At 47.1% G+C, this 14,927-nt stretch carries 17 protein-coding genes; 14 read left to right on the top strand and 3 right to left on the bottom strand.

Translation table 11 applies throughout. The annotated features are described in order from the left end of the window. The first annotated feature begins 14 nt into the window (after positions 1 to 14). Entirely contained in the window at positions 15 to 1,196 is a 1,182-nt protein-coding gene (locus NFU07_RS15970; protein WP_235198676.1) for a DUF4097 family beta strand repeat-containing protein, read from the top strand. A 38-nt stretch (positions 1,197 to 1,234) separates the two neighbouring features. On the opposite strand, the gene NFU07_RS15965 is transcribed toward NFU07_RS15970, so the two are convergent. From NFU07_RS15965 to NFU07_RS15955, 3 genes are all read right to left on the bottom strand, one after another. After that, positions 1,235 to 1,660, bottom strand: coding sequence for a DUF1801 domain-containing protein (locus NFU07_RS15965; protein ID WP_251479893.1), 426 nt, complete (start codon positions 1,658 to 1,660; stop codon positions 1,235 to 1,237). A 27-nt stretch (positions 1,661 to 1,687) separates the two neighbouring features. Further along, positions 1,688 to 3,640, bottom strand: a complete 1,953-nt coding sequence (locus NFU07_RS15960; RefSeq protein WP_251479891.1) for a GTP-binding protein — start codon at positions 3,638 to 3,640, stop codon at positions 1,688 to 1,690. 80 nt (positions 3,641 to 3,720) lie between these two features. Then, positions 3,721 to 4,287 carry an N-acetylmuramoyl-L-alanine amidase gene (locus NFU07_RS15955; RefSeq protein WP_251479888.1) on the bottom strand — a complete coding sequence of 189 codons (567 nt, stop codon included), beginning with the start codon at positions 4,285 to 4,287 and terminating at the stop codon, positions 3,721 to 3,723. A 165-nt stretch (positions 4,288 to 4,452) separates the two neighbouring features. On the opposite strand from NFU07_RS15955, the gene hprK reads away from it, so the two are divergent. From hprK to hisIE, 13 genes are all read left to right on the top strand, one after another. Beyond that, entirely contained in the window at positions 4,453 to 5,379 is a 927-nt protein-coding gene (gene hprK / locus NFU07_RS15950) for an HPr(Ser) kinase/phosphatase (RefSeq protein ID WP_235198680.1), read from the top strand. Positions 5,380 to 5,400: 21 nt separating this feature from the next. Continuing rightward, the gene (gene lgt, locus NFU07_RS15945; RefSeq protein WP_251479885.1) at positions 5,401 to 6,213 is read left to right on the top strand and encodes a prolipoprotein diacylglyceryl transferase; all 813 of its coding nucleotides are present in this window, start codon (positions 5,401 to 5,403) and stop codon (positions 6,211 to 6,213) included. Positions 6,214 to 6,232: 19 nt separating this feature from the next. Then, positions 6,233 to 7,168, top strand: a complete 936-nt coding sequence (locus tag NFU07_RS15940; RefSeq protein WP_251479882.1) for a nucleoside recognition domain-containing protein — start codon at positions 6,233 to 6,235, stop codon at positions 7,166 to 7,168. After that, positions 7,165 to 7,818 carry a pyrophosphatase PpaX gene (gene ppaX, locus NFU07_RS15935; protein WP_251479880.1) on the top strand — a complete coding sequence of 218 codons (654 nt, stop codon included), beginning with the start codon at positions 7,165 to 7,167 and terminating at the stop codon, positions 7,816 to 7,818. Before NFU07_RS15940 ends, ppaX begins: the two co-directional genes overlap by 4 nt. Continuing rightward, the gene (locus NFU07_RS15930; protein WP_251479878.1) at positions 7,815 to 8,357 is read left to right on the top strand and encodes an acyltransferase; all 543 of its coding nucleotides are present in this window, start codon (positions 7,815 to 7,817) and stop codon (positions 8,355 to 8,357) included. The genes ppaX and NFU07_RS15930 overlap by 4 nt, the downstream gene beginning before the upstream one ends. Positions 8,358 to 8,492: 135 nt before the next feature. Continuing rightward, on the top strand, positions 8,493 to 9,656 hold the full coding sequence (gene hisZ / locus NFU07_RS15925) for an ATP phosphoribosyltransferase regulatory subunit (protein WP_251479875.1): 1,164 nt from the start codon (positions 8,493 to 8,495) through the stop codon (positions 9,654 to 9,656). After that, entirely contained in the window at positions 9,649 to 10,275 is a 627-nt protein-coding gene (hisG, locus tag NFU07_RS15920) for an ATP phosphoribosyltransferase (RefSeq protein WP_052652247.1), read from the top strand. Before hisZ ends, hisG begins: the two co-directional genes overlap by 8 nt. Beyond that, positions 10,272 to 11,549, top strand: coding sequence for a histidinol dehydrogenase (hisD, locus tag NFU07_RS15915; RefSeq protein WP_251479872.1), 1,278 nt, complete (start codon positions 10,272 to 10,274; stop codon positions 11,547 to 11,549). Before hisG ends, hisD begins: the two co-directional genes overlap by 4 nt. A gap of 2 nt (positions 11,550 to 11,551) precedes the next feature. Then, positions 11,552 to 12,139, top strand: coding sequence for an imidazoleglycerol-phosphate dehydratase HisB (gene hisB, locus NFU07_RS15910; protein ID WP_397443742.1), 588 nt, complete (start codon positions 11,552 to 11,554; stop codon positions 12,137 to 12,139). After that, a complete protein-coding gene (gene hisH, locus NFU07_RS15905) occupies positions 12,136 to 12,789 on the top strand; it encodes an imidazole glycerol phosphate synthase subunit HisH (RefSeq protein ID WP_251479869.1) in 654 nt (217 codons plus the stop codon). The genes hisB and hisH overlap by 4 nt, the downstream gene beginning before the upstream one ends. Next, positions 12,758 to 13,486: a 1-(5-phosphoribosyl)-5-[(5-phosphoribosylamino)methylideneamino]imidazole-4-carboxamide isomerase gene (gene hisA, locus NFU07_RS15900; RefSeq protein WP_251479866.1), complete on the top strand. Its 729-nt coding sequence runs from the start codon at positions 12,758 to 12,760 to the stop codon at positions 13,484 to 13,486. The genes hisH and hisA overlap by 32 nt, the downstream gene beginning before the upstream one ends. Further along, entirely contained in the window at positions 13,480 to 14,232 is a 753-nt protein-coding gene (gene hisF, locus NFU07_RS15895) for an imidazole glycerol phosphate synthase subunit HisF (protein ID WP_235198686.1), read from the top strand. Before hisA ends, hisF begins: the two co-directional genes overlap by 7 nt. Beyond that, positions 14,229 to 14,855 carry a bifunctional phosphoribosyl-AMP cyclohydrolase/phosphoribosyl-ATP diphosphatase HisIE gene (gene hisIE, locus NFU07_RS15890; RefSeq protein ID WP_251479863.1) on the top strand — a complete coding sequence of 209 codons (627 nt, stop codon included), beginning with the start codon at positions 14,229 to 14,231 and terminating at the stop codon, positions 14,853 to 14,855. The genes hisF and hisIE overlap by 4 nt, the downstream gene beginning before the upstream one ends. The last annotated feature ends 72 nt before the right edge of the window (positions 14,856 to 14,927 follow it).

Below are 14,927 nucleotides of genomic sequence, written 5' to 3'. Positions count from 1 at the left end.
GGAGGCCGCAATACATGCAAAGTGAAAAAGAACGCATATTGGATATGGTCGAAAATGGTACGATTACGGCAAGAGAAGCTGTCGAATTATTAAGAGCGATTGATGGTGGCGGCGGAAACCAGGAGTCATCGCGTGATTCTTCTTATGGCCGCAACGAATACCGTGAAAAGCGCGGAAAGCGTGGACTATTCAGACCAGAAGATATGATCAAAAGATTTTCGAAAGACATTTCAAAAAACGTTTCCAAAGATTTTTCGAAAAACGTTTCGAAGGATTTCAATCAATTAGGCGACCGCATGATGACGTTTATGCAAAGTTCGGTCAGCAAATTGAAAACAATGGATTTTGATTCGCCTTTCGGTGAAGCTATCCAATTTAGCCACACTTTCCGCGAAGAAAATCTAGCAATCGATAACATCATTGCAGATTTAGCGAATGGGCAGCTTGAAATTTTTGCTTCACAAGACGAAACAATCCGTGCTGAATGCACCGTTAAAGCGTTCCGTGCAGAGTCGGAAACGCAAGCGAGAGAAGATTTCCTGGATAAATTCGTCTTTATCGCAGACAACCAAAAGCTGCGGATTATCAGCGATATGAAAACAACCCAAGTGAATATTGTTCTTTACGTTCCTGCGAAAACTTACGACCACATTACAGCACGCCTGTTCAACGGCGGATTTACAATGAAGCGCATTGATGCGGCTTTGGTCAAAGTCAAAACAGCGAACGGTAAAATCGATTTGAAAAACAGCAATTTCGATGATGCAGAACTGGAAACAGCGAATGGAGCCATCCAAGTCCAGGAAGTGACAGGGAAATTCCTTGAAACGGAAACGCTCAATGGCCGCATCTATGTAGACGGCGATATTCAAGCTGTTGAAGCGAAGTCGTTAAACGGCAATGTAGTTGTGACATCAAGATGCAAAGAAGCACGCAAAGTGGAAGCGAAAACCATTGCGGGCAATTTGGAAATCTACATCCCGTCCCATTTGCCGCTAAGAGGCGAAGTTTCTTCTAACTTAGGGAAAATGGATGTCTTATTGGCTGATGTGGAAAACACTCATGAGCAAGGGCAGTTTATGCAGAAATCCATCCGCTTCTCGAAAGACAGCGGGGAAGCTGTAGCAGCTCCGTTATTGATTCATGGTGAAACAAAAACAGGTACGGTTCTTGTACGCTACCTGACAATCGAATAATAGACAAAAAAGCCGGCATGCCATATGCCGGCTTTTTTTTATGGAGTTGGAGGATAAAGTTTTTGCAGAAATGCGATGGACTGGGTGATCAGTTGTTTCAAAACGCTTATGTCAACATCATCTGTTTTATTGATATAGACACAGCCTTTTCCGCTTGTGTGCTTTCCTAGCTTTTCGAGCAATTGGATGCGTTCGTCGTCGCCGGTTGCGAAATAGAGCGTGATTTTTGCTTTGCGGGGCGAAAAGCCCACGAGCGGTGCATCACCTTCGTGCCCGGAAGCATATACATAATGATAGGAGCCGAAACCGATTATGCTCGGTCCCCACATTTTGGCCGGATATCCGCTTGTTTCTTCGAAAATCTCCAGCAATCGATAAGCGTCTTGCCGCTTTTTTGGATTTTCCACCGATTCGATAAATTCGATGACACTTTCATCGGTTTCTTTCGTCTTCTGTTCGTACATCATCTTCGCCCTCATTTCTAAAAGAGTTTACAAGCAATGCATGGCAGCTTCCGCTTCATCCCAAGGCACTTTATAGCCTTGGCCTTTGGCGCAAAAAATGGATGTAGAAGTATAGGCAGGATCGGCTTCTTTATTATACTGAATCTGTTGAATGATCTCTTCTTCATTATGGCAGAAATCGTAGCCTCCGAATAGTAGATTTAAACTTCCTTTGCCGTGGGTGAACGATGCAAATTCTGTGCTGTAATTCATAAAAGTGGCGACAGGGACGGTGCCTTCTATGAAAACTTTGCCATCTGCAGTGTGCGGCGCTTCAAACTTTCCATGGGCTTGCTGGATATCGGAAAGCACTTTACCCATGAAATCGATGCTTGTGCTTATTTTAAACCGGTACATCGGTTCTAAAAGCCGATTTTGGGCTTTCTCTAGACCTTGCCGAAGTGCACGGTAAGCGGCTTCCCGAAAGTCTCCGCCGGAAGTATGTTCTTTGTGCCCGCGGCCTGTCAGCAAAGTGATCTGTACATCCGTCAACGGTGACCCGGTCAATAAACCATGGTGGTCCCGTTCGCTTAAATGGTGGAGGACCAGGTTCTGGTTGCCTGTGGATAAATCATCTGCATGGCAAAGGTTGGCCAAGGCAACGCCGCTTCCGCGTTCCGCAGCTTCGATTTTCAGATGGACTTCTGCATAATGGCGCAAAGGCTCAAAATGGCCATAGCCGGTAACTGTGTCCGTGATCGTTTCTTTATAAAGAATTTCCGGATTGCCAAACGCTACAGTGAAACCGAAGCGGTCTTTGACGATTTGTTCTAGCACTTCCAATTGGATCACTCCCATCACATGGATATGGAGTTCCTGGAAATGTTCATCCCAGCTGATTTGAAGCGAAGGATCTTCAGCATCGAGCAATTGGAACGCCTTCAATCCTTCTTTTATCGAAACGGAATCTTCAAAAAGCACTTTCGATTTCAAGGCGGAAATCGTTTCAGAAGAAGGGGAATTGATCAAAGCTCCTAACCCGCCGCCGATCCTGGTTTCACTTAAACCGGTTGCGGCGATCAATTGGCCAGCTTGCGCTATTTCGGCGGGCTGGAATTTAGATCCGTTGTAAACCCGGAGCTGCGTCGCTTTTTCAATCTTCCTTGAATCAGGTTCCCCGTATTCGATTTCATCGCGCACGCGCAAAGTGCCGCTTAGGACTTTAAAGAAGGTCAGACGAGTGCCATTAGCTTCATGGCGAATTTTATAGACTTTTGCAGAAAATGGTTGTTCTTTGTCATAGGAAGTTGCCGTTAACGCATCCAGTTTTTCGAAAAACGGCAGTACGCCAATATCTTTTAGCGCCGATCCGCTGCCGCAGAGGAAAATCCGGCGATCGTGGATCATGGCGATTAAAGTTTGCCGCCATAAATGCGCATCGTAGCCCGACTCCATATAATGTTCCAACAAATCCTCATCTCGTTCTGCAATGAATTCAATCAATTCCTCGGAAAGCTCTTCTTCGTGGAATTCCTCGGTTATATCGAAAATATCAGGCGTCAATTCTTGTTTCATTTCTTGTAAAACCGTTTTCGGGTCTGCGCCTTCACGGTCGGTTTTATTGAGAAAAAAGAAGACCGGCACTTTGTATTTATCCAACAGGCGCCAAACAGTTTCCGTATGGCCTTCGATGCCATCAGCCGCATTCACCAGCACAATGGCATAATCCATGACTTGGATGGCCCGTTCCATCTCCGGTGAAAAATCGACATGGCCAGGGGTATCGATTAAATAATAAGTCGAATCGCCATGCTGAAATAGGGCTTGGTCGGCAAAAATGGTGATGCCCCGATTTTTTTCGATTTCGTGGCTGTCGAGAAACGTATCTTGATGATCGACGCGCCCACGCTGCCGAATGCTATGTGTATGAAAGAGCAGCTGTTCTGAAAATGTGGTTTTTCCAGAATCAACATGCGCCAAAATCCCAATTGTTTTGTACATCTTGCACCTCTTTATGTTCAGCTTCTTAAAACAAGTGTAGCAGAAAGAAGAGAAAATAAAAAAAAACCCGAAGGAAGCGGTTAGGCTTTCCTTCGGGCATTCTTAGCATTCTGATAGCAGTTGATGCCGAAAACAATCGCATTGGCACAAGAATTCTGGTAGCTTTCGGACTTCAATAACTCCAGTTCAATCCGATTTGTCATAAACCCGCATTCAATCAAAACAGCTGGCATATTTGTATCGCGAAGAACAGCGAAATCAGCTTTTTTCACTCCGCGATCCGGGCGTCCGGTTGCAAGAACTAAAGCGGTCTGGAGGGAGGCGGCCAATGTTTTGGCAGCTGCGGAAGGATTCGTATACGTAAAGCACTCAATTCCGCAACTCGGATTGAAAGTAGAGCCGTATGCATTGGCATGAATGGAGATGAACAATTCCACTTTTAGCCGGTTGGCTAGATTTGTTCTTTCATGCAACGGGACATCTGCATCTTTTTGGTGGCTGAAGAGGACCAAATGGCCATCTAACCCCAAACGTTTTTTGACCGCATCCGCAACAGCGGAATTAAAATGGAATTCTCGCAGCCTGCCGTCCGGAGAGCGCTTGCCTGGCGTCTCTGGACCATGTCCGGCATCAATCATTATTTTCATATTTTCTCCTCCTTTCCTCTATATATAGAAGGAAGTGGACAGAAAGGAGACATCAAAAACTTCAATTTCATTGTTTCCATGTTAAAATAGGAGCAAACCGCTTGAAAGAAGAAAGAACTTTGAAAAAGTTCTTTGTTTCTGAGTGTAAAAGGAATGAGGGTAAAGATGGGACAAGTTACAACAAAACAAGTAATGGAAACATTTGATTTAAAATTGATCAGCGGACAAGAAGGATTGGGCCGTCATATCCCGATTAGCGATATTTCCCGTCCAGGACTTGAAATGGCGGGTTACTTTACGCATTATCCGGCAAACCGGATGCAATTGCTCGGCAAGACAGAATTGTCATTTTTCGCTTTACTAGAAGCGGATGAACGTCGAAATCGCATGATGAAGCTTTGTACGGAAGAAACGCCGGCAATCATCGTATCCCACGGTATGGATGTGCCAGCGGAATTAGTGGATGCCTCGAGCAAAACGCATGTACCGGTTCTCAGCACGCAAATGCCAACAACGCGTTTTTCCAGTTTGTTGACGAATTATTTGGAAAGCCAGCTGGCGCCAACGACAGCCGTCCATGGTGTGTTAGTCGATATTTACGGTGTAGGTGTCTTGATCACGGGCAAAAGCGGCGTCGGGAAGAGTGAAACTGCGCTCGAACTTGTGAAAAAAGGGCATCGCTTAGTGGCAGATGATTGCGTAGAAATCCACCAAGAAGGTGAGAATACTTTGGTCGGCCATCCACCGAAATTGATTGAGCATTTGCTTGAAATACGAGGCGTCGGCATCATTGATATCATGACACTTTTCGGGGCAAGTGCCGTCCGGATGTTCAAAAGGATTTCATTGGTCATTGATTTGGAAATTTGGGACCAAGAAAAAACTTACGACCGGTTAGGATTGGAAGAAGAGAAGATGAGAATCATTGATACGGACTTAACGAAATTAACGATTCCTGTCCGGCCAGGACGAAACTTATCTGTCATCATCGAAGTGGCCGCTATGAATTACCGCTTGAAGCGCATGGGCGTCAACGCAGCGGAAGAGTTTTCAAAGCGTCTGGACGACGTCATTGCGCAAGATACAAACTAAGTGGACGGGAAGGTGCAAGTCATGTATTCGATTTTAGCTGCAATCGATCCGATCGCGTTTTCACTCGGTCCGATCGATGTCCGTTGGTATGGTGTCATCATCGCTACGGGCATAGTCATTGCATTTTTAGTAGGACAGCGTGAAATGGTCAAACGGGGGCTGCATCCGGATTTTTTGACGGATCTCTTGATTTGGGCGGTGCCGCTGGCCATTGTAGGGGCACGAATTTACTACGTTGCGTTCCAGTGGGAGCATTATAAAGACCATCCCGCTGATATCATCGCCATATGGAATGGTGGAATTGCGATTCACGGGGCATTAATTGCTTCGGTCATCGTTGCTTATATTTTTACGAAACGCCGCAATACCCCATTTTTGAAAGTGGCGGATATTTTAGCGCCAAGCATCCTGATCGGCCAGGCAGTTGGCCGGTGGGGGAATTTCATCAACCAGGAAGCACACGGCGGAGAGGTTTCCCGAAACTTCCTGGAAAATTTGTTCTTGCCTGACTGGATCATTAACCAAATGTACATAGACGGATCGTATTACCATCCGACTTTCCTATACGAATCGTTATGGAGCCTTATCGGCATTATCATTTTATTGTTGCTGCGCCGAGTCAACCTGGTCCGCGGCGAGATGTTCTTCTTCTATGCAATCTGGTATTCAATTGGCCGTTTCGTCATAGAAGGAATGCGTACAGACAGTCTATATGTCATCGGAGAACTTCGTGCGGCGCAAGTCGTGTCGATTCTTGCGATTTTGATCAGTGCTGTGTTCATCATTTACCGGAGAGTGAGCTTGAAAAATCCTCCCCGCTATTTGGATAAATAATAGAGAAAGAAGCGATGGAATGTCTACTTTGAAAAATGGATTAAAAGCAGGCCTTAAGACGACATGGACATTAGGAAAAGTGATTTTCCCGATTACCTTAATCGTGACCATGCTCCAGTTCACGCCTGTTTTGCCTTTTATAATTAATTTAGTTGCGCCGCTCATGGGATTGTTCGGGCTTAGCGGAGATGCCGCCATTCCATTGGTTCTCGGAAACGCCTTAAACCTTTATGCCGGAATTGCCGGAATCTTGTCTTTGGAGTTGACCGTCAAAGAAGTCTTCATCCTCGCGGTCATGCTGTCATTTTCGCATAATATCTTTATTGAAACCGGCGTCGCGTTGAAAGTTGGCGTCAAGCTTTGGGTCGTTTTGGTTGTCCGCTTTGGACTCGCGGCTCTCTCGGGAATCATCATCAACTTGGTATGGAAAGGCGGCGGGGAAATTGCCCAGTACGGTTTTGCGCCGGAAGCGGCAGCGGATCCGCAGAGTTGGATGGGCATTTTCCTGTTAGGCCTTGAAAAAGCGACATTCGGCGTTTTGCAGCTAGCGATGATTGTCATTCCGCTTATGCTCATGATCCAAATATTGAAAGACAAAGGCTATTTGCAGCGTATTTCAGATGGTATGGGTCCATTAACCCGCCTTCTAGGAATTAAGAAAAATGCTTCTCTGACTTTAGCGTCAGGCTTAATTTTCGGATTGGCGATGGGGGCAGGGGTGATGATCCAAGCTGTCCAGGAAGACGGAGTCAGCAAAAAAGATGCGACCTTGGCTTTTATTTTCTTAGTTGCCTGCCATGCCATCGTAGAAGATACGCTGATCTTTATTCCGCTTGGCATCCCGATTTGGCCCTTGTTCTTGATCCGGCTGATCACGGCACTTGTTTTGACGATTTTCGTCTCGTATGTCTGGCGGAAATCGGAAGCTAACCGGAAGGAAGTGTATTCGACATGACGAAAGAAATCAATACGCTGCTGTTCGATTTTGACGGCACGCTGCTGGACACAAATGAATTGATCATCCAGACTTTTATCGCAGTTCTTGGCGAGCATTTCCCAGGGCGCTATGAAAGGGAGGACATTCTGCATTTTATCGGTCCGTCGCTTGAACAGACTTTCGAATCCATTGATGTGGAGCGTGCTGTTGAGTTGACAGCACAATACCGGGCGATCAATAAACAATTGCACGACGAACTCATCACGGAATACGACGGCGTCACGGAAACGCTGCGCTTATTGAAAGCGCGTGGCATAAAAATGGCGATCGTGTCGACGAAAAGAAGTGCGAATATTAAACGTGGCTTGGCATTGATGGGCATTGATGAAGTGTTTGAACACATTATCAGCTTAGACGAAGTCAAAAATCCGAAGCCGGATCCGGAGCCGATTTTATTGGCTTTGGAAAAGCTCGGAGCTTCAAAAGACGAAGCATTGATGATCGGCGATAATTACCACGATATCGAAGGCGGCAAAAATGCAGGAGTCCGGACAGCGGGAGTCGCTTGGTCCATTAAAGGGGAAGCCTTTTTAGCGAGCTACGAACCGGATTTTATGCTGCAGCACATTAGCGATTTGCTGGAATTGACGAAAGAAGCGGTCCAATGAGAAAGACAGAGCGCCATTTTGTCACCGGTCCCAATTCACTTTGGCATATCTACAAAACGGTTCCGTTCTGGAAAGTTGCAAAGAACTTTGCAGTGATTCAAACGGCTCGCTATACCCCGTTTTTGCCCATGAAAAATTGGCTCTATAAAACTTTTCTCGGCATGGAAATCGGTAAGCAATCTTCATTCGCTTTGATGGTGATGCTCGATGTGATGTTTCCGGAGAAAATTAAAGTCGGGAAAAACTCGGTGATCGGCTACAATACCACGATTCTAGCCCATGAATATTTGATCGAAGAATACCGGCTCGGAGAAGTGGTGATTGGCGACCGGGTCATGATCGGCGCAAATAGCACCATTTTACCCGGCATTACCATTGGTGACGGCGCCATCGTTTCCGCTGCCACATTGGTCCATAAGGATGTTCCCGCGGGCGCTTTTGTCGGCGGCAATCCGATGCGAATCATTTATACAGCTGAACAAATGGCGGAACGCCGATTAGAAAGCGCTGCTGAACAAGCAGCAAAAGAAAGCCTGTGAAGAAAAACAACCCTTTTCTTCACGGGCTTTTTTTCTAATTCCTTGACGGTTGATAGAAAGATAAGTTAAAATTAAAAAATACTTCACCACTCTAACTAACTAAAGTAAAATAACCATATTTAGGAAGTGAATCCAATGACGATCCAAATGTTCGAAAAACCGCTCGGCATGCGGGATGATTTCCCTTTCATCGCAAAAAAGAAAGCTGAATTGCGCTCCAAAGGGACATCGATCATGGAAAAAGCAGGCTATGATTTGCTGCAGACACCGACGCTTGAATATTACGAAACGATCGGGAAAATCAGCGCAATCGCTGATAACGCCCTCTTTAAATTGCTGGACAGCCAAGGCGAAACATTAGTGCTGCGTCCGGATATGACTTCGCCGATTGCACGTGTTGCCGCTTCAAAACTTTTAAAAGAGAAAATGCCGGTTCGGCTCGCTTATTACTCGAATGTATTTCGGGCACAAAAACGCGAAGGGGGACGTCCAGCGGAATTTGAACAGATGGGCGTTGAATTGATCGGAGATGATTCTCTTTATGCGGATGCGGAAGTGATCATTCTCGCTTCTTCGATTCTGAAAGAGCTGCAAGTGGAATCGGTTCGGATTGTCATTGGGCATACCCAATTGCTGCAGTTGATCCTAAAGGATTTCGGTTTATCGGATGAACAAATCGATTTGGTCCGGGAAGCACTGGTTTCCAAAAACAGTGTAGGCTTTGAACAGCTGGCTTTATCTTTGCCCATCAAAGAAGAAGCGTTAGAAAGTTTTAATCGATTGATCACGACTTCGACATTGGCCGAATGGAAGCAATGGATCGATCCTTCAAATACGGAGCAAAATGAATTATATGAAGAAATGCTGAAATTGCACAAAATTATGGACCGCAATGGCTTGGTGGATTCGGTTACATTCGATTTAACTTTCATTAGCCATATGACCTATTACACGGGGCTCGTTTTTGAGTTCTACGGAGCTGGAAGCGGATTCCCGCTCGGCAACGGCGGACGCTATGACGGATTGATGAAGCAATTCAATCTTCAAGTTGGCGCGACAGGTTTTGGTTTACGGGTGGATCGGCTATTGGAAGCTATGGCCCCAAACCGTGAAAAAGAATTGCAGACGCTTGTTTTATTCACAGAAAAAACGGAGCAGGAAGCACATGAATTGGCGCAGAAGCTCCGTTCAGATGGACAGCGGACGACTTTGCAATACGCTCCAGCGGTTCAAGCATTAGATGAATTTACGGCATTGTTCAGCGATGTCAGACGATTGGACGGTGGTACGAATGGATGAATTGACGATTGCGATGCCAAAAGGGCGGATTTTCGAGGAAGCTTATGAGTTATTGGTGAAAGCGGGCTATGATTTGCCGAAAGAACTGGATGATTCCCGCAAGTTGATCGTGGAAGCGCCAAATGAACGTTTCCGCTTTATCCTGGCAAAACCGATGGATGTACCGGTATATGTTGAGCACGGAGTTGCGGACGTCGGCATAGCCGGTAAAGATGTGATGCTTGAACATGACCGCTCTGTCCACGAATTGCTGGATCTTGGCATCAGCAGCTGCTATATCGCAACAGCCGGATTGCCGAATACAACCATGAACGAAGTGACGCCGCGCATCGCGACAAAATATCCGGAAGTGGCTTCCCGTTTTTACCGCAGCAAAGGCGAACAAGTGGAAATTATCGAATTGAACGGTTCGATTGAATTGGCGCCGATGATCGGGCTAGCGGACCGGATTGTCGATATCGTTTCGACAGGAAAGACTTTAAAAGAAAATGGCTTAGTGGAGTACGAAAAAATTGTCGATATCACTTCAAGATTAATCGCGAATCCCGTGAGCTACCGGTTGAAGCAGCAGCGCATCTCGGAAATGGTTGAAAAGCTGAGAAAGCAGGCGCTAAAATGAGACAAACGAAATTAGCAGCCGGCATTTCCCTCAGAAGAAACGTCGCGGAAGGAAACGCGGCGCAAGTGGCGGCCGTCAAGGAAATCATCCAAAATGTCCGTTCTAACGGAGATCAGGCATTGCGTGAGTATACAGCAAAATGGGACGGCGTTGAACTTAGCAGCATTCGCGTGGAGCAATCTGAAATCGATGAGGCAGCATCCCGTTTTGATCCGCAATTGCTGGAAGATTTAAAAGAAGCGGCAGCGAATATCCGGAGTTACCACGAAAGCCAAAAGCAGGAAGGCTATAAAAATGAGAAAGCGGATGGTTCTTATGTAGCGCAGCGGGTATCTGCGATTGGCTCGGCTGGACTTTACGTTCCCGGCGGCACAGCCGCTTACCCATCTTCGGTATTGATGAACGTCATCCCTGCCCAAGTGGCAGGAGTGCGGCGCATCGTGTTAACGTCGCCTCCAGGAAAAGACGGGGCTTTATCGGACGGAGTTTTAGCAGCCGCCCATATTTTAGGGATTACGGAAGTTTATAAAGTGGGTGGAGCGCAAGCGATTGCCGCACTCGCTTATGGAACGGAAACGATTCAAGCGGTGGATAAAATAACGGGGCCGGGCAATGTATTTGTGGCGCTCGCTAAACGCGAAGTAAATGGCGATGTGGCCATCGATATGATCGCGGGACCAAGTGAAATCGCGGTTATTGCAGACGATACGGCGTATGCCGATGAAGTGGCAGCGGATTTATTGTCCCAGGCAGAGCATGACCCGATGGCGAGTGCCGTTTTGTTGACGGCAAGCGAACAATTGGCCGACGCGGTTGCAAAAGAAATAGACCGCCAGCTGGAAACTTTGCCGCGGCATTCCATTGCTGCACAAGCCATCCAGGATTACGGCATGATTTATATCGGCGAATCGATGGATGAATTGATCAAGGCAGCCAATGAACTGGCTCCGGAACACCTGGAAATTATTGCGGCCGATGCAGAAGCGGCAGCCGACAAAATTGAAAATGCCGGTGCCATTTTTATTGGCCGCTATTCTTCGGAGCCGGTCGGCGATTATTTTGCCGGTACGAACCACGTTTTGCCGACAAACAGCACCGCCCGTTTTTCAAGCGCATTGTCGGTCTATGATTTCATCAAACGGACAAGTGTCATCTATTACAGCGAACAGGCATGGCAAGAGAACGAAGCGAAGATTGCGAGGCTCGCGCGTCTAGAAGGGCTGGAAGGCCACGCACGGGCAGTAGAATCGCGTTCATGGGAAAAGGGGAATTGATGATGAGAAAAGCGGAATTGAAACGGGATACGAATGAAACCAAAATCGCGGTTGCGTTTTCGTTAGACGGCGAAGGAAAATCCGATATCGAAACAGGCGTCCCGTTTATGGACCATATGCTTGATTTATTTATCAAGCACGGATTGTTCGACGGCGATATCAAAGCAGATGGCGATACGCATATTGACGATCACCACACGACAGAAGATATCGGCATTGTACTTGGCCAGGCAGTCAAAGAAGCATTGGGCGATAAAAAAGGGATTCGCCGCTACGGCAACGCGTTTGTCCCAATGGATGATGCGCTTGCTCAAGTGGTCATCGATTGTTCAAACCGCCCGCACCTCGAAATGAGAGGCGAGATTCCAAATGCGAAAGTCGGGACATTCGATACGGAATTGGTGCAGGAGTTCTTATGGAAATTTGCGCTTGAATCACGCATGAACGTTCACGTCATCATTCATTACGGCAAAAACACACACCACATCATCGAAGCGGTTTTCAAAGCGTTGGCGCGTGCGCTCGACGAAGCGACAAGCATCGATCCAAGGGTGAAAGGCGTGCCTTCGACAAAGGGGCTGTTGACATGATCATCGGCATTATCGATTACGGCATGGGCAATCTCTTCAGTGTGGAACAAGCGCTGAAGAAATTGGATTGCACCGTCATTCTCTCGGATGATCCCGAAATCCTCAAAGAAGCGGAAGGAATTTTGCTTCCGGGCGTCGGAGCTTTTCCGGACGCGATGGAATTATTGAATGAGAAAAGCTTGTCTTCTTTTATCCGGTCATTGCCGGAACGGAAAATTCCGCTTCTCGGCATCTGCCTCGGCATGCAATTATTGTATGAAGACAGTTCAGAAGTAAAACCGGCAAAAGGGCTCGGCTTATTAAAAGGGCAAATCCGCCGTTTTGAAAAAGGCACACACCGGATCCCGCACATGGGATGGAACCGCTTGGAATTTGCTCGGATGCCTTATTGGCTGGATGATCTGCAAATCGATACGCATGTTTATTTTGTGCATTCTTTCTTAGCTGTCGATACCGATGAACAAGAAGTGTTCGGCACAGCAAGCTACGGAGAAGTTCAAGTGCCGGGAGTCGTCGGCTCAGGATTAATTACCGGAATGCAGTTCCACCCGGAAAAATCCGGTGATTTCGGCCATTATTTATTGGAACAATGGATTGCAAATGTCAGGAGGAATCTCGATGAGCAAGTTTCAAATCTACCCCGCAATTGATTTGCGCGGAGGCAAATGTGTGCGCCTTTTCCAAGGGGATTATGCACAGGAAACGGTTTACGGCGATTCGCCGGTGGAAATGGCGAAGCAATTCGCAGCATCAGGAGCGGAATGGATTCATATGGTGGATTTGGACGGCGCGAAAGACGGCGTCCGCATCAATGATCAAGTGGTAATCGAAGCGGCGAAATTGCCCGTCAAGGTCCAAATCGGCGGCGGCATCCGGACGCGTGAAGACATTGAACATTATTTATTGAACGGCGTCAGCCGGGTCATTATCGGAAGTTTGGCCATCCGCAATCCCGAACTCGCTGTTTCGTTCATAGAAGAATTTGGCGCAGAGAAAATCGTTATCGGGATCGATGCAAAAGACGGCATGGCGGCGACCGAAGGCTGGATTGAAACGTCGAGCCAGTCGGCAACGGAGGTAGCCCATTTTTTTGCATCCAAAGGCGCGAAGCATTTTATCTATACGGATATTGCAACGGATGGTACGCTGCAAGGCCCGAATATCGATGCCAATAAAAAATTGGTGTCGGCTGGCCAGGCGGAAGTGATTGTTTCTGGCGGCATCGGAACACTGGATGACATCCGCAGCGTCAAGAAAGCAGCCGCTGACAGCCCGATTGCTGGCGTCATCATCGGAAAAGCGTTGTATGAAAAACGCTTTACGCTTGAGGAGGCGCTGTCATGCTGACAAAACGCATTATTCCTTGCCTGGACGTAAAAGAAGGGCGTGTCGTAAAAGGCGTCAGTTTCGTGTCGCTTCGGGATGCCGGAGATCCGGTTGAACTGGCCCGTTTCTACGATAAGCAAGGGGCGGATGAATTGGTGTTTCTTGATATCTCCGCTTCGCACGAAGGCAAAGAGACAATGGTCGAAGTCGTTAAAACCGTCGCGACCGAATTGTCGATTCCATTTACCGTGGGCGGCGGCATCCGGACGCTTGAAGATATTAAGCGGATGCTGCGGGCAGGAGCGGATAAAGTGTCGTTGAACACGGCTGCCTTAGATCGGCCGGAGCTGATCAAAGAAGGCGCCGATTATTTCGGTTCCCAGTGCATCGTGGTTGCAATAGATGCCAAGAAAAACGGCAACAGCTGGGACGTCTATACCCACGGTGGGCGCAATAAAACCGATTGGGACGCTGTGGAATGGGCGAAACGGAGCGTCGAACTTGGCGCTGGTGAATTGCTGCTCACGAGCATGGACAAAGACGGACAAAAAGACGGGTTTGACTTGGAGATGATCCAAGCAGTCCGGGAAGCGGTAGAAGTTCCTGTCATTGCGAGCGGCGGTGCAGGAAACCGCGAACATTTTGCCGAAGTCTTTGAAAAAGTGGACGCAGATGCGGCGCTTGCTGCTTCGATTTTTCACTATAAAGAAACAAGTATCGCTGAAGTAAAAGATTATTTAAAAACAATGGGAGTGAATGTCCGATGAGCAAAATCCAATACGATGAAAACGGGCTGATTCCCGTGATTATTCAAAATGCTGAAACAAAAGAAGTGCTGACATTAGCGTATGCCAATGAAGATGCGGTCAACAAAACCATCGAACTAGGCGAAACTTGGCTGTATTCAAGAAGCCGCAAGGAATTATGGAACAAAGGGGCAACGAGCGGCAATACGCAGCAAGTAACAGCTGTCCGCTTGGATTGCGACGGCGATGCGTTGATTTATGAAGTGATTCCAAATGGTCCTGCGTGCCATACAGGTGAAAACAGTTGCTTCAATAAAACGATTTCGGGAACACCGAACCCGTCGAAAGCGGATATGTTCAAGGAATTGACCGAATTGATCCGGAACCGTGAACAGGAAATGCCGGAAGGGGCTTATACGACTTACCTCTTTACCGAAGGCGTAGATAAAATCTGCAAGAAGGTCGGAGAAGAAGCGGCGGAAGTCATCATTGCCGCTAAAAATCGGGATCCGCAGGAATTGTCGATGGAAGCAGCGGATTTGTTCTACCACGTATTGGTTCTTCTTCAAGAACAAAAAGTGGATTTAGATCAAGTGATCGGCGTGCTTCAAGAGCGGCACGCAGTAAAAACTTCAAGTAAATAACAGGGAAATATGCTATAATGACAGCATATTTAAGTGAAGGAGCGATGACTATCGTTCCTTTTACTTTTGCGG

Origin of the sequence: Planococcus sp. NCCP-2050 (assembly GCF_023708025.1) — a bacterium.
In the GTDB taxonomy this organism is placed as follows: domain Bacteria; phylum Bacillota; class Bacilli; order Bacillales_A; family Planococcaceae; genus Planococcus.
This window is presented reverse-complemented; position numbering and strand designations above follow the sequence as displayed.